General features: G+C 64.2%; 25 protein-coding genes. 13 read left to right on the top strand and 12 right to left on the bottom strand.

From position 1 onward, the window contains the following. Window positions 1–92: 92 nt before the first annotated feature. Window positions 93–986 (top strand): LysR family transcriptional regulator, encoded by an 894-nt coding sequence (locus V6657_RS13125; RefSeq protein WP_048934983.1) that lies wholly within the window; start codon window positions 93–95, stop codon window positions 984–986. Window positions 987–1006: 20 nt separating this feature from the next. Here the strand turns inward: V6657_RS13125 and V6657_RS13120 are convergent, their stop codons facing one another. The 7 genes from V6657_RS13120 to V6657_RS13090 form a co-directional block, all read right to left on the bottom strand. Further along, the gene (locus V6657_RS13120; RefSeq protein ID WP_048934982.1) at window positions 1007–1765 is read right to left on the bottom strand and encodes a 3-hydroxyacyl-CoA dehydrogenase; all 759 of its coding nucleotides are present in this window, start codon (window positions 1763–1765) and stop codon (window positions 1007–1009) included. Window positions 1766–1914: 149 nt separating this feature from the next. After that, window positions 1915–2583, bottom strand: a complete 669-nt coding sequence (gene adk / locus V6657_RS13115) for an adenylate kinase (RefSeq protein WP_048934981.1) — start codon at window positions 2581–2583, stop codon at window positions 1915–1917. A gap of 357 nt (window positions 2584–2940) precedes the next feature. Then, window positions 2941–3747, bottom strand: a complete 807-nt coding sequence (gene kdsB, locus V6657_RS13110) for a 3-deoxy-manno-octulosonate cytidylyltransferase (protein WP_048935052.1) — start codon at window positions 3745–3747, stop codon at window positions 2941–2943. Window positions 3748–3766: 19 nt separating this feature from the next. After that, entirely contained in the window at window positions 3767–3955 is a 189-nt protein-coding gene (locus V6657_RS13105; RefSeq protein WP_004631803.1) for a Trm112 family protein, read from the bottom strand. Window positions 3956–4027: 72 nt separating this feature from the next. After that, entirely contained in the window at window positions 4028–5077 is a 1050-nt protein-coding gene (gene lpxK / locus V6657_RS13100) for a tetraacyldisaccharide 4'-kinase (RefSeq protein ID WP_048934980.1), read from the bottom strand. 15 nt (window positions 5078–5092) lie between these two features. Next, on the bottom strand, window positions 5093–5524 hold the full coding sequence (locus V6657_RS13095; protein WP_021195833.1) for a biopolymer transporter ExbD: 432 nt from the start codon (window positions 5522–5524) through the stop codon (window positions 5093–5095). Window positions 5525–5551: 27 nt separating this feature from the next. Continuing rightward, window positions 5552–6172 (bottom strand): MotA/TolQ/ExbB proton channel family protein, encoded by a 621-nt coding sequence (locus V6657_RS13090; RefSeq protein ID WP_021195832.1) that lies wholly within the window; start codon window positions 6170–6172, stop codon window positions 5552–5554. Window positions 6173–7272: 1100 nt separating this feature from the next. Between V6657_RS13090 and xseA the strand changes: the two genes are divergently transcribed. Together xseA and sodB are read left to right on the top strand one after the other, a co-directional pair. Then, a complete protein-coding gene (gene xseA / locus V6657_RS13085; RefSeq protein WP_048934979.1) occupies window positions 7273–8679 on the top strand; it encodes an exodeoxyribonuclease VII large subunit in 1407 nt (468 codons plus the stop codon). A gap of 167 nt (window positions 8680–8846) precedes the next feature. After that, window positions 8847–9425, top strand: coding sequence for a superoxide dismutase [Fe] (gene sodB, locus V6657_RS13080; protein WP_021195830.1), 579 nt, complete (start codon window positions 8847–8849; stop codon window positions 9423–9425). Window positions 9426–9482: 57 nt separating this feature from the next. Here the strand turns inward: sodB and V6657_RS13075 are convergent, their stop codons facing one another. The 3 genes from V6657_RS13075 to V6657_RS13065 form a co-directional block, all read right to left on the bottom strand. Beyond that, complete coding sequence (locus tag V6657_RS13075) at window positions 9483–10202, bottom strand: site-2 protease family protein (RefSeq protein WP_048934978.1); 720 nt, start codon at window positions 10200–10202, stop codon at window positions 9483–9485. Window positions 10203–10221: 19 nt separating this feature from the next. Next, complete coding sequence (locus tag V6657_RS13070) at window positions 10222–11154, bottom strand: DUF2167 domain-containing protein (RefSeq protein ID WP_048934977.1); 933 nt, start codon at window positions 11152–11154, stop codon at window positions 10222–10224. 146 nt (window positions 11155–11300) lie between these two features. Continuing rightward, window positions 11301–11840 (bottom strand): ester cyclase, encoded by a 540-nt coding sequence (locus V6657_RS13065; protein WP_048934976.1) that lies wholly within the window; start codon window positions 11838–11840, stop codon window positions 11301–11303. A 252-nt stretch (window positions 11841–12092) separates the two neighbouring features. Between V6657_RS13065 and V6657_RS13060 the strand changes: the two genes are divergently transcribed. The 7 genes from V6657_RS13060 to V6657_RS13030 all read left to right on the top strand — a co-directional run bounded on the left by V6657_RS13060 (window position 12093) and on the right by V6657_RS13030 (window position 17316). After that, window positions 12093–12611: a hypothetical protein gene (locus V6657_RS13060; protein ID WP_048934975.1), complete on the top strand. Its 519-nt coding sequence runs from the start codon at window positions 12093–12095 to the stop codon at window positions 12609–12611. 109 nt (window positions 12612–12720) lie between these two features. Beyond that, a complete protein-coding gene (locus V6657_RS13055; protein ID WP_048934974.1) occupies window positions 12721–13482 on the top strand; it encodes an IclR family transcriptional regulator in 762 nt (253 codons plus the stop codon). A gap of 63 nt (window positions 13483–13545) precedes the next feature. Continuing rightward, window positions 13546–14301: a glutamine ABC transporter substrate-binding protein gene (locus V6657_RS13050; RefSeq protein ID WP_048934973.1), complete on the top strand. Its 756-nt coding sequence runs from the start codon at window positions 13546–13548 to the stop codon at window positions 14299–14301. Window positions 14302–14319: 18 nt separating this feature from the next. Further along, window positions 14320–14988 carry an amino acid ABC transporter permease gene (locus V6657_RS13045; RefSeq protein WP_048934972.1) on the top strand — a complete coding sequence of 223 codons (669 nt, stop codon included), beginning with the start codon at window positions 14320–14322 and terminating at the stop codon, window positions 14986–14988. Beyond that, window positions 14985–15785 carry an amino acid ABC transporter ATP-binding protein gene (locus V6657_RS13040; protein ID WP_048934971.1) on the top strand — a complete coding sequence of 267 codons (801 nt, stop codon included), beginning with the start codon at window positions 14985–14987 and terminating at the stop codon, window positions 15783–15785. The genes V6657_RS13045 and V6657_RS13040 overlap by 4 nt, the downstream gene beginning before the upstream one ends. Continuing rightward, window positions 15782–16741, top strand: a complete 960-nt coding sequence (gene hutG, locus V6657_RS13035) for a formimidoylglutamase (protein WP_171018000.1) — start codon at window positions 15782–15784, stop codon at window positions 16739–16741. The genes V6657_RS13040 and hutG overlap by 4 nt, the downstream gene beginning before the upstream one ends. Beyond that, on the top strand, window positions 16738–17316 hold the full coding sequence (locus V6657_RS13030) for a HutD family protein (protein WP_048934970.1): 579 nt from the start codon (window positions 16738–16740) through the stop codon (window positions 17314–17316). Before hutG ends, V6657_RS13030 begins: the two co-directional genes overlap by 4 nt. Window positions 17317–17410: 94 nt before the next feature. On the opposite strand, the gene V6657_RS13025 is transcribed toward V6657_RS13030, so the two are convergent. Then, window positions 17411–17695 carry an HU family DNA-binding protein gene (locus V6657_RS13025; protein ID WP_003272088.1) on the bottom strand — a complete coding sequence of 95 codons (285 nt, stop codon included), beginning with the start codon at window positions 17693–17695 and terminating at the stop codon, window positions 17411–17413. 312 nt (window positions 17696–18007) lie between these two features. On the opposite strand from V6657_RS13025, the gene V6657_RS13020 reads away from it, so the two are divergent. Beyond that, on the top strand, window positions 18008–18760 hold the full coding sequence (locus V6657_RS13020) for an oxidoreductase (RefSeq protein ID WP_048935050.1): 753 nt from the start codon (window positions 18008–18010) through the stop codon (window positions 18758–18760). A 36-nt stretch (window positions 18761–18796) separates the two neighbouring features. On the opposite strand, the gene V6657_RS13015 is transcribed toward V6657_RS13020, so the two are convergent. Further along, window positions 18797–20137: an MFS transporter gene (locus V6657_RS13015; protein ID WP_048934969.1), complete on the bottom strand. Its 1341-nt coding sequence runs from the start codon at window positions 20135–20137 to the stop codon at window positions 18797–18799. A 188-nt stretch (window positions 20138–20325) separates the two neighbouring features. On the opposite strand from V6657_RS13015, the gene V6657_RS13010 reads away from it, so the two are divergent. Together V6657_RS13010 and V6657_RS13005 are read left to right on the top strand one after the other, a co-directional pair. Further along, window positions 20326–20652 carry a hypothetical protein gene (locus tag V6657_RS13010; RefSeq protein WP_048935049.1) on the top strand — a complete coding sequence of 109 codons (327 nt, stop codon included), beginning with the start codon at window positions 20326–20328 and terminating at the stop codon, window positions 20650–20652. A 150-nt stretch (window positions 20653–20802) separates the two neighbouring features. Beyond that, a complete protein-coding gene (locus V6657_RS13005; protein ID WP_048934968.1) occupies window positions 20803–22203 on the top strand; it encodes a GntP family permease in 1401 nt (466 codons plus the stop codon). The last annotated feature ends 447 nt before the right edge of the window (window positions 22204–22650 follow it).

Here is a 22650-nt window from a genome sequence, read left to right as displayed (position 1 = left end):
GGCGCGGGTTGGATTGGGGGATAGGCGCTATTGCACAACATCCCTATCTAGAATACAAATGCATTGATCGAATCAATTCATACGGCTTCAGCATGAATGTGACCCTGCGGCAGTTGCGTGTCTTTCTGGCGGTGGCACGTGCGCACAGCTTCAGTCGCGCGGGCGACACAATCGGCCTGACGCAGCCGGCTGTCAGCCGCTCCATCTCGGAGCTGGAAGGCGAGTTGGGCCTGAAGCTGCTCGACCGCACCACGCGCGAAGTGGTGTTGACGGAAGTGGGGCGCTCACTGGCAACCGCGCTCGATCGTCTGGTTGCCGATCTGGATGACACGCTGCATCAAGCGCGCCAGGTGGGCGAGCAGCGGCGCGGGCGCGTGGTGGTGGCGTCCAGCCCGACGGTGTCGACGCGTTTGATGCCGCTGTACGTGGCGGAATGTGCGGCGCGCTACCCGGACATCCGCATGATCGTGCGTGACTCCGTGCAGGTCGACACGCTGCAATTGATCCGCACGGGTGGGGCGGATTTCGGTGTGGTGGTGGAGCCGCTCGATACCGAAGGCCTGTGGACGGAGCCGCTGCTGACCGACCCGTTCTGCCTCGTTTGCCGTCGCGACCATCCATTCGCCCAGCGCAGCAGCGTGCGCTGGAAAGACCTGCACCGCACGCCGGTCGTGCTGCTCGATCATGCGTCGGGTAGCCGTCCGCTGATCGACCGCATCTTCCTGCGCCACGGGGTGCAGCCCGATGTGGCACAAGAGATGGGGCATAGCAGTGCCGTGTTCGGCATGGTGGATGCCGGCATTGGCGCGGGCGTGGTGCCGGCGCTGTCGTTGCCGCTGCCGTCGTCGTCGCAACTGGTGTCGGTGCCGCTTACACCCAAGGAGACGCGCGGCATCGTGCTGGCGCGCCGGCATGACCGGTCGCTCTCGCCGGCGGCCGAGGCGGCGTGGCAGATGATTCGCCGGATGGCGCTGCCTACCGCCTAATGGCCGCCTGATCGCGCTGCTTACTTCGGCTGCATGCGGATGGCGCCGTCCAGGCGGATGGTCTCGCCATTGAGCATCGGGTTCTCGACGATGGCGCGTGCAAGCTGCGCATACTCCGCTGGCTTACCAAGGCGCGGCGGGAACGGCACCATCTTGCCCAGCGCATCCTGCACTTCAGGCGGCATGCCCAGCAGCATCGGCGTCTCGAAGATGCCCGGTGCAATTGTCATCACGCGGATGCCGTCGCGCGACAGGTCACGTGCAATCGCCAGCGTCATCGCCACCACGCCGCCCTTGGATGCCGCATAGGCCGCCTGGCCGATCTGCCCATCGAACGCCGCCACGGAGGCCGTATTGATGATCACGCCACGCTCGCCGCCGGCATTGGGCGTGTTACCCGCCATGGCCGTCGCCGCCAACCGGATCATGTTGAACGTGCCGACCAGATTGACGTTGATCACGCGTGCAAACTGATCCAGCGGATGCGGCCCCGTCTTGCCTACCGTGCGCGACGCCGTGGCGATGCCGGCGCAGTTCACCAGCCCGCGCAGCGTGCCCAGCGACGTGGCCGCGTCGACTACGGCCTGCCCATCGGCCTCCGATGCGACGTCGCAGCGCACGAAGCGGCCGCCCAGCTCTTGCGCCAGCGCTGTGCCCGCCGCTTCGTTCAGGTCCGCAATCACCACTTTGCCGCCGGCTTCTGCCAGCGTGCGTGCCGTGCCGGCGCCCAGTCCCGATGCCCCGCCGGTGACGATGAATACCTGGTCGCGAATCTCCATGCCGTGTCTCCTTGTGTGTGGTCTGCGAGTTACTTGACGTTTACGTCAACGTCATATGGTAGCGCGAAGCCGTTGGCGATCGCGAAAAAAAACGGCGCCTCGATCAGGAGGCGCCGTTTTTGTCAGCGGGTCGGTAAAGCGGAGTGCGTTCAGTCCTGCAATGCACCGAACGCGCGGGCGGTGATTTCATCCACGTTGCCCACACCGACGATCTTGCGGTACTTAGGCGGCGCAACCTTGGCGGCGCCGTTACCGTTGGCAGCCCACTGCGAGTAGTAATCCACCAGCGGACGCGTCTGGCTTTCGTACACGGCCAGGCGCTTGCGCACGGTTTCTTCCTTGTCGTCGTCGCGCTGGATGAGGGGTTCGCCGGTTTCGTCGTCCACGCCTTCGGTCTTGGGCGGGTTGAACTTGATGTGATACGTGCGGCCCGAGGCCACATGCACGCGGCGGCCGCTCATGCGCTCGATGATGGCGTCGAACGGCACGTCGATTTCCAGCACGTAGTCGATGGCCACGGCGGCATCCTTCATGGCTTCCGCTTGCGGGATGGTGCGCGGGAAGCCGTCGAACAGGTAGCCGTTCTTGCAATCAGGCTGCTGCAGGCGGTCTTTCACCAGGCCGATGATGATGTCGTCCGACACCAGGCCGCCGGCGTCCATCACTTTCTTGGCTTCGATACCCAGCGGGGTGCCGGCCTTGACGGCGGCGCGCAGCATGTCGCCGGTGGAGATCTGCGGAATACCGAATTTCTCGCAGATGAATTTGGCTTGCGTACCTTTGCCGGCGCCGGGCGCGCCCAACAGAATCAACCGCATGGTGACGAGTTCCTCAAGTTTTAAATTCCTGTCGCGCTGTCAGACAGCGTGAAGCGCGTTGGGAATCGGTCCGAGAAGGGCGGATTCCCAAAACGCCTAGATGCGCGCCCGTTACGCCATGGCAACGCATTTGACGCAAACAGGCAGCCTAGCGGGCGAAGTTGACGCCAGCCTTACCGGGACACTGGATGGAACAGGCGCTCGCCGGACGGCGGCACCGAAGGCTCGATTTGTCTCCCTGCAGCCGCTGCGGCGCCGTGCGTGGGCGCTGGCATGCGACTTGTCGTCCTCGCGATTATGCCATGCCAGCGCCGGGGTTTCGGCGTGGCGGCTGCAAGTTCCTTGAAATCGATGCGTTCAGGGGCCGTCCTGGGCCAGCAGTTCACTCCAGGCGGCGCGCACACGGGCGAGGTCTTCCGGCGTATCGACACCAGCGGCCGGGGCGTCATCGGTGGTGAGCACGGCGATGCGTTCGCCGTGCCACATGGCGCGCAATTGCTCGAGCTGCTCGGTTTGTTCGAGTGGCGCGGCGGCCAGTTGCGGGAAGCGGCGCAGGAAGCCAGCGCGATACGCGTAGATGCCGATATGGCGCAGCACCGGCATGGCGGGCAGCGGGCGCTCGGCGGCGGGTTGCGCCAGTACGGCGGGCGTCCAGACGTCACGTGCCCAGGGCAGTGGGGCGCGCGAGAAGAGCAGCGCACGCTCGGCCGCATCCAGTACGACCTTGACGACATTCGGGTTGAACACGTCGGCGGCGTCGTGGATCGGGTGGGCGGCGGTGGCGATGGCGCAATCCGGGTGGTCGCGCAGGTGGGCGGCCACGTTGTCGATCAGCGTCGGGGCGATCAGCGGTTCATCGCCTTGCACGTTGACGACGATGGCGTCGTCGGGCAGCCCCAGTACGGTGGCCACTTCGGCCAGGCGGTCGGTGCCGGAGGCGTGGTCGGCGCGCGTGAGTACGGCTTCGACGTGGTGCTGCATGCAGGCGTCGGCGACCGAGACGGCGTCGGTGGCGACCACCACGCGCGCGGCGGACGACTGATGCGCGCGTTCAGCCACGCGCACGACCATCGGCTTGCCGTCAATGTCGGCCAGCGGTTTGTTGGGCAGCCGCGTGGACGCCAGCCGCGCGGGAATGACAGCGATGAACGGCGCGTGCGACATGGCGATCAACCTTGATGCATCAGGCCGGATCGACCGGCGTGCCTTCCACGGTCTGGCGGGCTTCGTCAGCCAGCATGACGGGGATGCCGTCGCGGATCGGGTAGGCCAGCTTGTCGACGTGGCAGATCAGTTCGTTGTTGGCGCGGTCGTGTTGCAGCGTGCCCTTGCACAGCGGGCAGACGAGGATTTCGAGCAGGCGATTGTCCATGGCGGTAGAGGCTCCGTGGCGGCTGCTCAGAGGGTAGGGCAGCGCGCCGGTACAGCGGATGGGGTGGTGGCGTTATTGTGCGCCGGCTTTGGCGGTCGCGCGATCGGCCAGGGCGCGCACGCGCTGGCAGACCTGTTCGACCAGCGCCGCGTCGACCACCGGTGTGGTCGGCACCACCCAGATGCGCGGGTCGTCGAGATGGCCGCATTTTACGGCATCCTTTTCGGTGATCAGGATCACCTCGGCGTGGCTGTCGGCGAACGGGTTGTTCGCGAAGTCGTAGTGATCGGGCAGCGGCAGGGTGCTGGGCTTAAGGCCCTCGGCGCGCAGCGAGGCGAAGAAACGCTCCGGGTTGCCGATGCCGGCGGCGGCCAGCAGTTGCTCGCCTTCCACGCGGGCGAACTGCGCGAGCGGGCGGCGCAGCGCTGGGTCGGCCAGGTTATAGGCGTCCTGCAGCGCGAGGTGCATGCCGAAGATGTTCGGGCGATCCGGCGTGGCGCGGTAGTGCGGGTCGTTGATGAGCGTGGCGTCGCGCTTGCGCGTCATCGGTTCGCGCAGGGGGCCGGCAGGCAGCAGGAAGCCGTTGCCACCCATGCGCGCGTCGAACACGATGATCTCGATGTCGCGGCGCAGGCGGTAGTGCTGCAGGCCATCGTCGCACACGATCACGTTGCAGCCCGGGTGCGAGGCCAGCAGCGTCTGCGCACACAGCACGCGGTCGGGGAAGACCCACACCGGCAGATCGGTGGCGCGGGCGATGAGCAACGGTTCGTCGCCAACGTCTTCCGCGCGGGAATGCTCGCGCACCGGACGCGGGTGTTTGAGTTCGACACCGTAGCCGCGCGAGACGATGCCCGGGCGCAAGCCAGCATCGGCCAATGCCGAGGCCAGCGCAATCACGGCCGGCGTCTTGCCCGCACCGCCCACGGTGACGTTGCCGATCACCACCACCGGCATCGGCAGGCGCACCGAGCGCAGCCAGCCCCAGCGGAACAGCAGCCGGCGCAGCGCGCTGATCGCCCCAAACAGCCATGACAGCGGCCGCATCACCCACGCGAACCAGCCCCGTTGCTGCCATTGGCGGGTGACGAAGCTGGCGAGGCGGTGCTGGGCGACGGGCATGTCGTGCGTGTGGGTTTAGCGAGAAGCGTTGCCGGTTTGTGTAGCGAAGGTCAGGTGCGACAGGCCGGCCACGCGGGCGGCTTCCATCACGTTCACCACGGCCTGGTGCGCGGCTTGCGCATCGGCATTGACGACGACGATGGGTTCGCGGCCGCCTGCCTTGTCCGCAGCAGCGTGCAGGGCATCGGCCAGGCTGGTCACGTCGCGCGTGTCGAGCACTTGTTTGTCCACCGAGTAGACGCCGTTAGCCGTGACGGACACGACGATCTGACCCGGGCGCTCGGTCGCCTTTTCAGCGTCGGCGGTCGGCAGGTTGACCTTCAGTTCGGTATAGCGGGAATACGTGGTCGTGATCATCAGGAAGATGAGGATCACGAGCAGCACGTCGATCAGCGGGATCAGGTTGATCTCCGGCTCTTCGCGAGCGTGGCGCGGGCGGAAGCGCATGGCGTTCTCAGGAATGCGTTGCCCGGATCAACCGCGCCGCGGCGGCAGGATCGCGTCGAGGTACATGGTCGACAGGTGCTCCAACTCGGCCACGTAGTTGTCGACCACGCCACGGAAGTAGCGCCAGAAGATCAGCGTCGGGATGGCCACGACCAGGCCCAGCGCCGTGTTGTACAGGGCGACGGAGATACCGTGTGCCAGGGTTTGCGGGTTGGTGCCCGCTGCGGTCTGGCTGCCGAAGATCTCGATCATGCCGACCACGGTGCCGAACAGGCCCATCAGCGGTGCCACCGAGGCGATCGTGCCGAGCGCGTTCAGGTAGCGCTCCAGACGGTGGGCCACGTTCTGGCCGGCTTCTTCCACGACTTCCTTGGCGGCGTCGCGCGTGGTGTTGGGATGCAGCACCACGTGGCGCAGCGCGGCGGCCAGCAGGCGGCCCAGCGGCGAGCCTTGTTCCAGCGTATTCACCACTTCCGGCGTCGCCTTGCGCTGATGCGCGACGGCCAGCGCCTCGTCATAGACCTTGGGCGGAATGATCTTCTTGCGCTGCAAAGCGACGAAGCGTTCGATGATGAGCGCGAGGGCGAGCACCGAGGCAATCAACAGCGGCCAGATCGGCCAGCCGGCGGCTTGAATGATGGAAAACACTGGACAACCCGTTTTGTCGTTGTGGAAGGAATTTGATTTGGGGCGCCGATTCGTCGTGCATTTGGCGCCCTGACTGCTGTGCATGCCGTCCGCGTCCCCGAACGCGGTCCGTTGCGGCAAAAACAGGCGCCACTCTAGCGCGTCGGACCTGCCTCGGCAACACGATGGCGCACCGTAGCGACAAGCGCCTGCGACAGTCAAAGGGTCGTCACAGAATTCAGTGCGCGCACAATCCACAACCAAGCGGGACAGTCTTGTGGACGGGTTGTGGACAGTGTCGGAACAAGCAAGCTAAGTGCTTGATGTGAAAGGGTGTTCGGTGTCGTGCTTAAAAAAGATGCAATGGGCCTTCCTGTGGCCAATTCACTGGCAAAACGTCCTCCGCCCGTGGAAACCGGCGGGTAATCCACATCGCTGCGGGACAGTTGTGTGGACGGGTTGTGGACATTCCCAGAACAAGCGCGTTAAGTACTTGATATAAAAGGGAGTCCGGTGCTGTGCTTAAAAATTGTGCAGGCGGGGTTTCTGCGCAGATTTCGAGAAAAGTCCGGGCGTGGTCCGCGGAGCTGGCCGGAAATCCACACCGATACGGGACAGTCTTGTGGACGGGTTGTGGACATTGCCCGGACAAGCACCTTAAGTGACTGATTCATAAGGGTGTTCGGTGCGCCGCTTAAAAAATGTGCACCGGGGTTTTCTGCGGAAGATCGGGGATGCGAGCCCCGAGCGTGTGACAATCCGCTGCTGATTTATCCACTGCCTAGGCGTCACATCCTGATTTTCCAGCGTTGCTGTGGATAACTTTGTGAACATCCTTGGGGCGCATGCGCTAAATGCTTGACGCAGAACGAAATTACTTGCGCGGCTGAATTTTTGGCACAAGGCGATTTTTCATAAAAATCAAAGGGTTGCGTAAAAATGCAGAGAGCGCGTCACGTAACGTCTGTCAAGCTTGACAAGGGCGTTATGCTGTGGACAGCTAGCCCGGCTGGCGCAGAATCTCTCCCTCATTCAAGGTAGAAGTTGCCCCGGAGCCCCATCGCATTGCGCCGCCACGACCACTTATGACCACGCCGCCGTCTTCCCGCCGACCCTTCTGGATGGATGCTCCCGCCCAAGCGGCGAGTGCAGCGCAGACCACCCAAGCGACTCCGGCACCTGCCGCGCCCACACGCGGCGGCCAGGACGTGCTGACCGTCAGCGAGGTCAACCGGCGGATTGCTGGGTTGCTTGAACGCAACTTTCCACTGGGCTGGGTGCGTGGTGAGATCTCCAACTTCACGCGGGCGGCCAGTGGCCACTGGTATTTCTCGCTCAAGGACGCCGGTGCGCAGATCCGCTGTGTGATGTTCAAGGGTCGCAACCAGTACGCCGATTTCACCCCGCGCGAAGGCGAAGCCGTCGAGGTGCGCGCGCTGGTCACGATGTACGAGGCGCGTGGCGAGTTGCAACTGAGCGTCGAGGGTATCCGCCGTGCCGGGCTGGGCAACCTGTACGAAGCCTTCCTGCGACTGAAGGCCGCGCTGGAGGCGCAAGGCTTGTTTGACCCGGAGCGCAAGCGGCCGCTGCCCCGGCATCCGCGTGCCATCGGGGTTGTCACTTCATTGCAGGCGGCGGCTTTGCGCGACGTGCTGACCACGCTGCGCCGGAGGGCGCCGCATGTGCCCGTGATCGTCTATCCGGTGCCGGTGCAGGGCGCCGGCGCCTCCGACCGCATTGCCGCCATGCTCGATACGGTCAATGCCCGGGCAGAAGTCGATGTCGTCATCCTGTGCCGGGGCGGCGGCAGCATTGAAGATCTGTGGGCCTTCAACGAAGAACCGGTAGCACGTGCCGTGGCCGCTTCGGAGATTCCCATCGTGGCAGGCGTCGGACATGAAACCGATGTGACCATCGTCGATTTTGTGGCCGATGTGCGCGCACCCACGCCCACCGGTGCCGCAGAACTTGTCAGCCCGGACCGGGCCCGCATGCTGCGTGACGTGGGGCGTGACTGGGATGCGCTGTCCGCGCAGTTCCGCCGCCAGCTTGACCGCCGCGCCCAGACCGTCGATTGGCTCGCGCGCCGCCTGCGCAGCCCGCAGGCGCAGATGCGCGAGCGCCGTACGCAACTGTCGCATCTGGAAGGGCGCCTGCGTTTTGCGCTGACCGGTCGTGTGCAGCGTGCCGAGCACGTGCAGCGCCTGCTGACGATGCGCCTGACGGCCGCCCGCCCGGATGTCACCCGCCAGCGCGCTGTGCTGCAACAGGCCCAAGCCGCGCTGGCACGCGCCATGCGTGACACGCTGGCGCGGTCGCAGGAGCGCCTGGCGCGGCAGCACACCGGCCTGGAGTTGCTGGCACCGCAGCGCACCCTGGAGCGCGGCTACGCGGTGCTGCTCGACGCGAAGGGTCACGCCATCCGCGATCCGAACGCGTTGCATGCCCGGGCGCGCATCGAGGCGCGGCTGGCGCAGGGCGCGGTCGACATCGAGATCGCCCAGGTGCAGCCCAAGCTCGATATGTGACTGGCGCATGAACTGATAACGATTGCGCGCGTTTCTGTACCCTGTTCCAAGGGTATTCCGCCTATTTGGCACGCTGTTTGCGCCGGTTTTGCAACTCTCCTACAATCGTCGCTCCCGGTTTGCACAACTCGCACGCAACCCCACACAACCCACAGAAGGGAAAACAAATGGCCCACACGCTCCCCCCGCTGCCGTACGCACTCGACGCCCTGGCGCCGACCATCTCCAAGGAAACCCTGGAGTTCCACTACGGCAAGCACCACCAGACCTACGTCACGAACCTGAACAACCTGATCCCGGGTACTGAGTTCGAGAACCTGAGCCTGGAAGACATCGTCAAGAAGTCCTCGGGCGGCATCTTCAACAACGCCGCACAGGTGTGGAACCACACGTTCTACTGGAACGGCCTGAAGCCGAACGGCGGCGGCGCTCCGACCGGTGCCCTGGCTGACGCCATCAACGCCAAGTGGGGCAGCTTCGACAAGTTCAAGGAAGAGTTCACCAAGACGGCCGTTGGCACGTTTGGTTCGGGCTGGGCCTGGCTGGTGAAGAAGGCCGACGGCTCGCTGGACTTGGTGTCCACCTCGAACGCCGCCACGCCGCTGACGACCGACGCCAAGCCGCTGCTGACCTGCGACGTGTGGGAACACGCCTACTACATCGACTACCGCAACGCGCGTCCGAAGTACGTCGAAGCGTTCTGGACCCTGGTCAACTGGGACTTCGTTGCTGCGAACTTCGCCTAAAGCGAAACCGAGCAAGCGCAGTACCAAGAAAAAACCTCCGCATTTGCGGAGGTTTTTTTATGCGCGCACGCTGCCCAGCATGTCGTGCAACTCGTGACTCATCATCGCCAGGAAGACGACCAGGCCGATGTAGTAAACCGTGTAGGTCAGGCGCGACTCGTTGGAGATGCTGTAGTACGCGCGGTTTTCCGGTGCGTCCGGATCGTAGCGCCACGCCTTCATCAGCTGCGGGGCAGCCAGCACGGCAATCAGAATCAGGATCGGACTCGGCCGCCACATGAACAGCGCCACCAGCACCGGCACCCCTAGAAACCAGATGCGCGGCGACAGCACCGCCGTAATCCGTCCGCCATCAAACGGCGACATCGGGATCAGGTTGAACAGGTTCAGGAAGCAACCGGCGTAAGCCAGGGCTAGCAGCAACTGGCTGTCGGAATAGCGCGCGAGGCCGTAGCAGAGCATCGCCCCAACCGTGCCCGCAACGGGGCCTGCCAGGCCGATGTAGGCCTCGGTCTCGACATCCATCGGCTGCTCTTTGAGGTCGATCCACGCGCCCACGAACGGGATGAAGGTGGGGGCACCCACTGCCAGCCCGCGTTGGCGCGCCGCCATGAAATGCCCCATCTCGTGGATGAACAGCAGCACCACGAAGCCCACCGCATAGCGCCAGCCGAACGCAAAGGCGTACACCGCCACCGACAGCAGCATCGTGCCGCCGGTGGTCAGCAGCTTGCCGAACTTGAGCCCTGAGAACAGCAGGATCAGCAGTTTGGTCATGGCGTGTGTGCCAGCGTGATCAGGCGCTCGGCTTGCGCTTGAAGAACTTGGCAATCGCTGCGCCAAAGCCCGCCACGGCCAGGATCGCCACCTTGGCAAACTTGGCCAGGAAGGCGGCAATCACGGCAAACAGGCCCAGCTTCTTGGCAGCGATGCCACCCACCAGCGCGGCCAGTCCGTACTCAGCCACCTTGTCGGTCTTGGCGTTGAAGTCGGTGTAGCGCTTGCCGTCCTTGAAGTCGAGGTCGGCCAGCAGTTTCTGCACGGCGGGCTTGTCGGCGTTGACGTGGTCGCTTGCGGTGATCAGGTTCAGGCTGATGTAGCCGTCGCGGCCTAGTGCGTAGGTGTTGTAGTTGACCGATTCCGGCTCGTTGGCGGGCTGGCCTTTGGAGCGCGCGGCCATCGACCAGATCAGGCGGTGCGTGGCGGCGTCATAGTGCGGGCGCTCAACCCAGCCCTGGATCTCCAGCGCGGGGATGCCCCGCTTCTCGCGTTCTTCGTTGGCGGCAGCGGTGCCTTCCTTGAGCGACTTGAACAGGTCGTCGACGTTCCAGTCCTTAGCGTCGTCGTCCTTGATGTAGCCCGACGCCTCGTACTCGGCGATCACCATCCAGTCGCTCTCTTCGTCGGTGGGCATGACCAGGCCGAGCAAGTCCTGGTTGTTGCCGTTGCCCATGGCGTGCATGAGCTGGCCGGCGGCCGGTTGCGGGATGAAGACTTGGTTCGCGCCGATCTTGAGGGCGGCCTGGTCACGCAGTTCGATCGACGTGGGCCCCGCCTTTGCAGTGGCCTTGGCGGCAGCCCAGGCCTGCTTGATTTCCTGTTCCGGATTCGGACCAGCCGATGGTGCTGATTGTGCGTGCGCGGCGGCCGCACCCATCAGCCCCATCACCCCGGCGCAGGCGAGCGCGCTCGCCCAGGCGCGCAGTGCGCCCTGAAACCCCATTCCCATGTGCTTCTCCTGAAGACGTTTTCGTGTATTCGTTGGCTCGTTTCTTCTATCGCTCTGGCAGCCGCTAAGCGGCTTGCAAGCAGGGGCGAAGCATAGCGGGAGTGGGGTGCAAGCTTGTTAAAGGGCGTTAATAGATCCGTGCGAATTCAGGGCTGCAACCCCATCTGCCCCAGCAGCGTCTGGTTGTCTTCCAGGTGCCAGTTTTCGGCGATCTTGCCGTCGGCCACGCGGTACAAGTCGAATGCTTGGAAGTCGATGGGCTGGCTCTGCCCGTGCGTGTGCCCGAACTCGCCGGTGAAGTGTCCGCGAAAGCGCAGATGCACGGCCACACGGTCGCCGGCCACAACCATGTCTTCGATTTCCACACGCATGTCGGGCACGGCGGCGCGGAAGGCTCGAGAAGCGTCAAGCGGGCCTTGCTGGCCCTGCACACGCCCTGCGGGCAGCGTGCGATCGGCAAAGTCGGACGACAGCGCCTGCGTGGCATAGCGCGCATCGCCGGTATGCCAGAAGGTGGCGTAGCGGCGTGCCGCCAGCACGGTGGCCGCGGCTTGCGGTGTGTCCGGGGCGGCCAGATGTTGCGGGCGGACGAGTTCATCGTCTGCGGCGAACGTCGGTAGCGCGGCAAGCAGCGCCAGCGCAGTGGTGGCCAGCAGGACAGGGCGGAGGACGGGGTGAGCGGGCATGGAAAGCTCCGGTGGGTTGAGATGCGCCGCACTTTAGGCTTCTATCCGGAGGCGATAAACAGGTTGCGAGTCGATCTGGTTTCAATCTGCATTTGATGATCAATGCATGCGTCGGTCCGTCCTGCAATGCAATGCCGCGCACGTGATAGTCGGTATGCCGCGCCAGACTGCGTTCAAACGGTCCGCGCTGCGCCGGGTTTTTCTAGACTGACCCTTCATCGAACAGACACATACAAAAAAGGGAGGGGAACGATGGACCTGAGCCACATCCTGTCGCGCACCGAGCGCGGCACGCAGGAACTGCAGACGCGTAGCGGGCAAGTGACGCATCGCCAGCGTGCGATTCTGTTGTTGGTCAATGGCGAGCGCACGGCGGCCGAGATCCTGGCGCAGTTGAACAGCGCCGGCCTGGATATGGACGACCTCGCGCGCCTGCTTGCTGACGGCTATGTGGTCGGCCGCGCGCGGGTCAAGGCGGCCCCCGAGCCCAAGGCTCCGCCAAAGCCGGCGCCGGCAGCGCAATCCACGACCCGCCACGTGCGGCAGGCCTCGATTGCAGACTGGCGGTTGAGCCAGGCGGGGGCGTTTTCAGCGTTGCAGCGCTACCTTGCCGAGGGGCCGGAAGCGCCGCTCGATTTTCTCAATGGCTTGGCTGCGCCCTTGTACGCGGCGCTGACCACCTGCCGCAGCGAGGCCTCCGCCCACGCCGTCGTCGCGTTCCTGGAAGCGCGCTTGGACGAAGAAGGTTGGAATGTGACCGAGACGTCCTAGGTGTAAATACTGAATTTGCGTACTTTTCCCGTCTATTGGGAATCGTGCGTTGATGATTTGAGAAAACCGTCGCATTCTCCGTCGCATTCCACGCCACGGAGCTTCTGCGATGGCCGAGCCCGGTTCCGCACAACTTGCAGCACAACCCACCGCCGGTGCGGATCGCGTGCTGATGGTGCTCGCCACCATCGCGCGCCACGGCCGCCCGGTTGCGGCGCGTGAACTGGTCGAGCTGACCGGTCTGCCGCAGAGCACGCTGTACCGCCAGGTGGCGATGCTCAAGCGCTGGGGCTTCGTGCTCGAATCGTCCGGCACCTACGCGCCGGGTCCGATCAGTCTGCAACTCGCACTCGGCTTCGATCACGCTTCGCACCTCGTGCAGGAAGCGCGCATCGGTATGGCCAAGCTCGTCGCCGAGTCGGGTGAATCGGTCGGGCTGGTGGTGGCCGTCAAGGACCAGGCCGTGTGCCTGGAGATGGTCGAGAGCCAGCAATCGCTGCGCTGCTCGTTCGAAAAGGGGCGTGGCGTGCCGCTGGTGGCCGGCGCCTCCGCCAAATCGTTGCTCGCGTTCATGCCGCCGACGGCAGCGCGCGCCATCCTCGCTGACTTGCTGGCCATCGATGCCGCCAGCCAAGCGCAACTGCAAACCGAACTTGCTGACATTCGCGCCGCTGGCTATGCGCTGTCCGAAGGCGAAGTCGATCCCGGCGTCTGGGGCGTGAGTGCGCCGGTGTTCCGGATGCCCGGCCACGCGCTCGGCTCCATTACGTTGATGGCGCCTGCCACGCGCGTGCGCGGCAAGGAACAGCGCCTGATCGATATGACCGTGGCTGCTGCGGCGTCTATCTCAGCGCGGCTGCAGGACATCTAATTCTTCGTCTTCGAACGCTTCGAATACTTTTTCCCACCCCACATGCACATTAGGAGACCACTCATGGGGAATCGCCGTCGTTTTATGCTGGCTTGTGCCGTGGCGTTGTCCGCTGCGGCGTCCTTCGCTACCGCTGCGCACGCTGCAGGCGAGCCGCTGCGCGTGGCCACCGATGCCACCTTCGCGCCGATGGAGTTTGTCGAGGGCGGCAAGCGCACCGGCTTTGATGTGGATCTGATCGAAGCGCTGGCCCGCACCATGGGCCGCCCGGTCGAGTGGACCGACATCGACTTCAAGGGCCTCGTGCCGGGCCTGATCTCGCGCCGCTTCGACGTGGCCATCTCGGGCATCTACATCACCGAGGAGCGCAAGAAGGTGGTCGACTTCACGGTGCCGTACTACCACGGTGGCCTGGTTGCGCTGGTCAAGCAGGGCAACACGACCATCAAGACGCCGGCTGACCTGAACGGCAAGAAGGTGAGCGTGCAGGTGGGCACCAAGTCGGTCAACTACCTGCGTGAGAACTATCCGAAGGTCGAGCGCGTGGAAGTCGAGAAGAACGAGCAGATGTTCAACCTCGTTGAGATCGGCCGTGCCGATGCAGCCGTCACGGGTCGCCCCGCTGCGGCGTACTACGTCAAGGCGCGTCCGGGCCTGCGCCTGGTCGAGCCGGCACTGACGACCGAGGAATACGGCATTGCCGTGCGCCGTGACCAGCCTGAGCTGACCAAGGCGCTGAACGCCGCGCTCGAGAAGATCAAGGCTGACGGTACGTACGCGCAGATCCTCAAGAAGTGGTTTGGCCCCGACGCCAAGTAACAACCGACGGACACACTGATGGAATTGGATTTTTCTCCTGTCTGGGCGGGATGGACGGACATCCTCCACGGTGCGCTCGTCACCGTGGAGGTGACGGCTGTCGCGCTGATGCTCGGCTGCGTGCTGGGCCTGCTGGTTGGCATCGGGCGGCTGAACCCGCGCCGGCGCTTCGTCTACGGCATCTGTACTGTGTACGTGACGTTCATCCGCGGCACGCCGCTGCTGGTGCAGCTCTTCCTGCTGTTCTTCGGGCTGCCGCAGTTCGACATCCTGTTGCCGGCCTTCGTGTGCGGCGTGCTGGGCCTGGGCGTGTACTCCGGCGCCTATGTGTCGGAGATCGTGCGCGGCGCGATCCAATCGGTGGATCGTGGGCAGATGGAGGCCGCGCGCTCGATCGGCATGTCGTCGGCGCAGTCGATGCGCGCGATCATTCTGCCGCAGGCCGTGGTGCGGATGATCCCGCCGCTGGGCAACGAGTTCATCGCGCTGATCAAGAACTCGGCGCTGGTGTCGCTGCTGACCATTCACGACCTGATGCACGAAGGGCAGAAGATCATCAGCGTGTCGTACCGCTCGCTGGAGGTGTACCTGGCGATTGCGCTGGTGTATCTGGTGCTGACCAGTGCGGCGAGCTACTTGCTGCATCGCCTTGAACGCAACATCCGTGCGGGAGGCATGGTGCAATGAACATGGCAAACGCGAATCCGCAAACTTTGAAATCCGCGCTGGATGTACCGATGATCCAGATCCGCGGTCTCACCAAATCGTACGGCGATCACACCGTGCTCAAAGGCATCGACTTCGAGGTCGATGCCTCGCAGGTGGTGGTCGTCATCGGCCCCAGCGGCTCGGGCAAGAGCACGTTCCTGCGCTGCTGCAACGGGTTGGAAGTGCCCGAGGGCGGCACCATCGACATCTGCGGCAAGCGACTGATCGACAACGGCACGATGCTGCCCGAGAGCGACCTCAACCACCTGCGTCAGCAGGTCGGCATGGTGTTCCAGTCGTTCAACCTGTTCCCGCATCTGTCGGTGCTGCACAACGTCACCATCGGCCCGCGCATGCTGCGCAATAAGTCCAAGCACGAGGCTGAAACGGAAGCGCGCGAACTGCTGCAGAAAGTGGGCCTGGCACACAAGGCCGATGCGATGCCTGCAAGCCTCTCCGGCGGCCAGAAGCAGCGCGTCGCGATTGCCCGCGCGCTGGCGATGCGGCCGAAAGTGATGCTGTTCGACGAGCCGACGTCTGCGCTTGACCCCGAGCTCGTCGGCGAGGTGCTACAGGTGATGAAGCTGCTCGCCAAGGAAGGCATGACGATGCTGGTCGTCACGCATGAGATGGGCTTCGCACGCGAAGTGGCCGACGTGGTGGTGGTGATGGATGGCGGCGGCATCGTCGAAGCCGGGCCACCGTCGGTCATCTTTGGAGAACCCAAGGAGGCGCGTACGCGTTCGTTCCTGCAAGCGGTGCTCACGCGTTCATGACCATGCACAAGGTGATGACATTCGATGCTTCTATCTGGCAGGGCCGTGATGACACAGGCGAGCGCGGCGACGTCACGCGACTGTTCCAGGTTGTGCGGTCTGCCTATGTCACGGCGCTCTCCGGTGCGCCTGCCGTGCTCGGCTTTGCGTGCGATGCCGGCGTGCTGCGCAACCACGGTCGTGCCGGTTCCGCGCAGGCCCCGCGTGAGATTCGTCGTGCGTTGGCGAACGTGCCTGCGCACGGTCTTGCCGTGCTCGCCGACGCGGGTGATGTCACTTGCGATGATGGTGATCTGGAGGGTGCGCAAGCCGCGCTCGGTGATGCTGTCTTCGATCTGCTCGATGCGGGCGCGCGTCCGGTGGTGCTGGGTGGTGGCCACGAGGTTGCGTTCGGCACGTACCAGGGCCTGCGCAAGCACTGGCAGAAACAGGGCCTGCGCGGGCGTCTGGCCATCGTCAACTTTGACGCGCATTTCGATCTGCGCACGAGCCGCCCCGGCAACTCCGGCACACCGTTCGACCAGATCGCCGAAGACTGTGCCGCGCACAGTATCGACCTGACGTATTGCTGCCTGGGCGTGAGCCGCCTGTCCAACACGCCCGCGCTGTTCGATCGTGCCGATGCGCTGCACGCGCACTACGTGGAAGACACCGATGTGCAGGAGCGCCATCTCGATGCGCGCATGGCCGATCTGGATGTGTGGCTGGCCGATGTCGATCACGTCTACCTGACCATCGACATGGACGTGCTGGCTGCCGCCTTCGCGCCCGGTGTATCTGCGCCCGCTGCGTACGGCATCACGCTGCCGGTGCTCGAAGCGCTCGTGCAGCATGTATGTGCCACGGGCAAGGTGCGCGTGGCGGACATCGCCGAGACCAACCCCGAATACGACCAGGACCGCCGCACCGTGCGTGTGGCCGCACGCCTGGCATATCACCTGCTGCGCCGCCAATGAAGCTGATTCCTGCAGACGCAATGCGCCGCATGCCGTGGAAGAACGGCGGCGGTGTCACCACCGAAATCGCCATCGCACCCGAAGGCGCCACGCTCGACACCTTCGACTGGCGCATCAGCACAGCGCAGGTCGATGCTGCGGGGCCGTTTTCGCGTTTTGCTGGTATCGATCGCTCGCTGGCGGTGATCGCGGGTGGGCGGCTGACGATGCATCGCGCGGATGGTGACGTCGTTTCGCTTGCGCCGGGCGAGGCCCCCACGCGCTTTCCCGGCGAAGTGGATATTCATGCCACGCTCGATGCGCCGCTGTCGGACTTCAACGTGATGACGCGCCGCGACACCTGGGCGCATCACGCGGAGTCGATCACGCTGGTTGCTGGTGAGCGCCGGTCGCTGCCGATCAGGCACGCGCGCATGCAGTGGCTGATCTATTGCGTGCACGGCGCGCTGTCGCTTGACGGTGTGGATGTGCCGCGGGGCGCAGCGGTGTGGCTGGACGTGCCGTCGGGCAACGACACGCTGGTTGCGCGCGTCGGGTCGGTCGGCTATCTGGTGGCGCTCTGGCCGATCGCCTGATCTTTGCGCTCAGGCAAAAAGCAGTCAAAAGAAAAGGGACCCTTAAAGGGTCCCTTGCAAGTCTCCCGGCTCCGTAGAGCTCGGCAGAAGACTCTTACTTCTTCTTGTTCACGGCGTCCTTGAAGCCCTTGCCAGCCGTGAACTTCACGGTCTTGGTTGCCGGGATCTTGATGGCTTCGCCGGTGCGCGGGTTGCGGCCGGTGCGTGCAGCACGCTTGCCCGACGAGAACGAACCGAAGCCAACCAGCGTGATGGTGCCGCCCTTGGCGACGGTCTTCTTGATGTTTTCCAGCGCGGAGTTCAGCGCGCGCTCGGCGGCGGCGTTGCTCAGTTCTGCGTCTTTTGCAATGGCGGCTACGAGTTCGGATTTGGTCGTCATGTCAGTTCCCCACATCAGGTTTGTTGGACAGCGTTGTACTGCGACCCGTTTTATATCACCGTTGCGAAGGGTTGCACATCCCCTCCCTGCAAGGCTTTGCGGGCCGTTGCTCGCAACCGACACTTGTCCTGTCTACGTTTGCGGGGCGGGCATACGGGAAACACCTGATATCGACAGGGTTTGTTTGCATTTCCTTCAGCGTTGTCCGCACCCGAAATGCACCGAAAGCGCGCAGGCCCGCCGTCGGAAACCGGTGCGAAAGCCGCCGTACACTGTGTGTTTGCAGCCAATGCCAACCTCATGGAGAACATCATGTCGAGTTCGCAAACGCCTGTCGCACAAGGCTTCGCGGGCGATGGCGATGCCGCCGAACAGCCACGCGGACCGGCCGTGCTGGTGGCCGGCGCCAATGGATTGGTGGGCAGCGCGGTGGTGCGCCGCCTGGTCGCCCAGACCTGGGCCGGCAGCGTGACAGCGCTGGTCCGCCGGCAGGGGGCCTTGACAGCAGGGCAGGCCATGCCCGGCAGACTGCGCGAGCGCGTGGTCGATTTCGATCGGCTGGACGCCCCCGAGGCGGACACCGCCCTGGCTGCAGATATCGTTATTTGCGCGCTGGGCACGACCATTCGCCAGGCCGGATCGCAGGCAGCATTCCGGCGTGTTGATGTCGACTATCCGGCGGAACTGGCGCGGCGCGCGTTCGCGGCCGGGGCACATCATTTCCTGCTGGTAAGCGCGCTGGGCGCCGATGCGCGCTCGGGTGTTTTTTACAATCGCTGCAAGGGTGAGGTGGAAGCAGAGATCCTGTCGATCGGCTTTCCATCGGTCACGATCGTGCGGCCGTCGCTGCTGCTCGGCAAACGCAGCGAATTCCGCTTCGGCGAATGCATTGCACAAAATCTGTCGCACGCAATCGGATGGATGGTGCCGACCGCGTGGCGGCCCGTGCCGGCGGAATCGGTGGCGGCAGCGTTGGTGAGCGCAGCACGTGTGGATGCGCCCGGTGTGCGTGTGCTGGAGAACGCCGCGCTGCTGGCCGCAAAAGACGAACGGCCGGTGGGTTGAGCCACCGGCCGTTCTCGCCTGATTGATTTCAAGCGGTTACTTCTCGATCGGCTTGCCTGTGCGATCGTGCATCAGCGACAGCGCGAACACGCTGATGATGGCCGCGACCATTACGTAATACGACGGCGCCAGCTTGCTGCCTGTGCTGGCGATCAGCCACGTCACGATCAGCGGAGCAAAGCCGCCGAAGATCGTCACCGCCAGGTTGTAAGAAATGGACAGGCCGGTGGAGCGCACCGCTGTCGGGAACTGCTCGGCCAGCACGGCCGGCGCCGGGCCGGTGAACGCCGCCAGCAGCACACCCAGGATCACCTGCACCTGCAGCAGCGTCTGCACGGTCGGGTTGACGTTCAGCCAGTGGAAGAGCGGATACGCTGCTGCGGCGATGATGAGCGCCACCGTCCCCAGCATGCGCTTGCGGCCGATGCGATCCGACAGCGTGCCCATGATCGGGCACAGCACGAAGATGATCGCGCCGCACAGCGCTGTCGACTGGAACGTCGCGCCCAGCGGCAGGCCGAGCTGCTGCTTGGCGTACGTCGGCATGTAGAACACCAGCGTGTACGTGCAGACCGTCCACAGGATGGTCACGCCCAGGCCGCCGAGCACTTCGCGCGGATGATCGCGCAGCACCTGCGACAGCGGCGCGAGGCGCGATTCCTTCTCGGCCTTGGCCTTCTGTTTTTCAAATGCAGGCGGCTCATGCAGGTGCGAACGGATGTACATGCCGACCGGGCCGATCAGCAGGCCGAACAGGAACGGAATGCGCCAGCCCCAGGCGTCGATCTGCTCGGGCGACAGGCCGTTGGTGACGATCGCACCCATGGCCGCGCCAAGGATGAACGAGATGCCCTGGCTCGCCTGCTGCCAGCTGGCGAAGTAGCCGCGGCGCTCGTCAGGCGAATACTCGATCAGGAAGGCCGTGGCACCGCCGACTTCACCGCCGGCCGAAAAGCCCTGGATGAGCCGCGCGATCACGATCAGGATCGGTGCGCCGATGCCGATTTGCGAATACGTGGGTGCGAGCCCGATGATGGCCGTGCCCAGTGCCATCAGCATGATGGTGAGCGTGAGCGCTGCCTTGCGGCCCACGCGGTCGGCATAGACGCCGAGCACCACGGCGCCGACCGGCCGCATGAAGAAGCCCACGCCAAACGTGGCGACCGTCAGCATGAACGAGGTGAAGTCGTTGCCGGTGGGAAAGAACAGCCGGGCGATGATGACTGCAAAGAAGCTGTAGACCGTGAAGTCGAACCACTCGAGGCCGTTGCCGATGGTGGCGGCGATGATGGCCTTGCGTCGGGTGGCTGCGGAGATGGCCGGGGCCGGTGCACGATTGCCCTGGGCGGGCGCCGTCGTGGCTTCGGTGGCTTGCATGGATGTGTCCTCCAATATGTGTGGATATCGTCTGCCGCGTTTTCTCCCCCGAGCTCCCCCGCGCAGCAGCGAAGCGGCCATGTTAAGTGATTCGGCAACGATTCGTCGTGCCGGTATCCAAAGTCCTTGGAATCGAACTGGCCAAACGCTGTCCAACGCATATGCACATGCATCTGACGGAGCACATCATGGACCCGACATCGCAACGCGCCCGCCTGGGTGCCCTCCTGCCGGGTGCGCTGGCCGTGTGCGCAACCGCCTTGTTGAGCGGCTGCGTGGTTGCGCCGTACTACGACGCCTATGGCAACCCGATCGCTCCCGTCGCGGTTGCGCCCGCGCCGGTGGCAGCGTATCCGGCCTACCCGTACGACCCTTATTACTACTATGGCCCGGCTTACTATCCTGCGCCGGTTTTCGGCAGCGTGTGGATTGGCGGCGGTGGGTGCTGGGGCTGCCATCGCGGCTGGGGAGGCCGGGGCTGGGGCGGCCGCGGTGGCTGGGGCCACCGTCATTGATCTGTCATCTCAACATGACGAAAGCACACGTCTGGCGCGGCTGAACGTCAGTTCTGCCGCCAGTTCAATACGCGTGATTGCGTAACGGCATCTGCTGCATCGCGACATACAATCCATCGCTCTTAAAAGAAGAAAGTGAGGAGATTGTCGATGTCCGTCATCATCGTGCTGGCTGCGCTGGCATTTCTGATGTTTGCCGCCTACCGCGGTTACAGCGTCATCCTGTTTGCACCGCTGGCCGCCCTGGGCGCGGTGCTCCTGACGGATCCATCGGCCGTGGCGCCGGTGTTCTCCGGCATCTTCATGGAGAAGATGGTCGGCTTCGTCAAACTGTACTTCCCGGTGTTCCTGCTCGGTGCCGTGTTCGGCAAGGTGATCGAGCTGTCGGGCTTTTCGCGCTCGATTGTCGCCTCGGTCATCCGCGTGGTGGGTGCCAAGCGCGCGATGCTCTCCATCGTGCTGGTGTGCGCGCTGCTGACGTACGGCGGCGTGTCGCTGTTCGTGGTGGTGTTTGCGGTGTACCCGTTTGCGGCGGAGATGTTCCGCCAGGGCAACATTCCCAAGCGCCTGATCCCGGGCACGATCGCGCTGGGCGCGTTCTCCTTCACGATGGATTCATTGCCGGGTACGCCGCAGATCCAGAACATCATCCCGACCACGTTCTTCCACACCACCTCGTGGGCCGCGCCGTGGCTCGGTACGATCGGTGCGCTGTTCATCATCGTGGTGGGCATGTCGTATCTGGAATGGCGCCGCCGCGTGGCGCTGCGCAATGGCCACGGCTATGACCACGGCCTCACCAAGCTGGTGAACGAGCCGGAAACGGCCGAGACCGGCACGCTGGCAAACCCGCTGATCGCACTGTCGCCGCTGGTGTTGGTGGGCGTGATGAACCTGCTGTTCACGCGCTGGATTCCGACGTGGTACGGCAAGGTCGTCACGGTTGCGCTGCCGGGTCTGCCCAAGCCGCTGACCGTTGAAGCTGACAAGCTGACCGCGATCTGGGCCGTGGAAGCGGCGCTGCTGATCGGCATCATCGTGGTGCTGGTGTTCGGCTTCCGCGCCGTGAAGGGTCGCTTTGCCGAGGGTAGCAAGGCAGCCGTGTCCGGCGCGCTGCTGGCCGCGATGAATACGGCTTCGGAATACGGTTTCGGTGGCGTGATCGCTGCGCTGCCGGGCTTCCTGGTGCTGGCCGACGGCCTGCGTGCGATTCCGAATCCGCTCGTCAATGAAGCCGTGACGGTGAGCACGCTGGCCGGTATCACTGGTTCGGCTTCGGGCGGTATGAGCATTGCGCTGGCTGCGATGGCGGATCAGTTTGTGCAGGCTGCGCAGGCGACCGGTATCCCGATGGAGGTGCTGCACCGCGTGGCGTCGATGGCCTCGGGTGGCATGGATACGCTGCCGCATAACGGCGCCGTGATCACGCTGCTGGCCGTGACCGGGCTTACGCACCGCGAGGCGTATCGCGATGTGTTTTGCGTCACCATCATCAAGACGCTGGCTGTGTTCTTTGTGATTGCTGTGTTTTACGCGACCGGCATCGTTTGATTGGTTTGGTGTGAGTTTTTTGGTGCAGCAGGGAATGGGCCTTTGTGGTGCGTTCCCTGTTTTTTTTTTTGGTGGTGCATCTCTTGTTTCATCCCCTGCCGGGGCTGACCTACTTTCTTTGTCTTGCCAAAGAAAGTAGGCAAAGAAAGGCGCGCCCGAGATGGCGACCCCCTCCTTGGATTTTTGTCGCGGGGAGGGAAGGGAGGCAAACTCGCTGCGCTCAGACAGCCTCCCTTCTTTATCCTCCCCGCAACAAAAATCCAAGGCGCCATCAAGGGCCTAACGTCAAAAGACAAAGGCCAACCCATCGTGAGGTTGGCCTTGTCGTTTTGCTTGGTGCCCAAATGGTTTGTCTTTTTGCTTTTGACTTTCCCTGCCCTATGCGGCGCCTTGAATTTCTGTTGCAAGGAGGAAAAAGAGAGGAGGCTGTTTGAGCGCAGCGAGTTT

The sequence above is a fragment of the Ralstonia sp. RRA genome, from assembly GCF_037023145.1.
In the GTDB taxonomy this organism is placed as follows: domain Bacteria; phylum Pseudomonadota; class Gammaproteobacteria; order Burkholderiales; family Burkholderiaceae; genus Ralstonia.
Note: the sequence above shows the minus strand (reverse complement) of the source record. Positions and strands in the feature narration are given on the sequence as shown.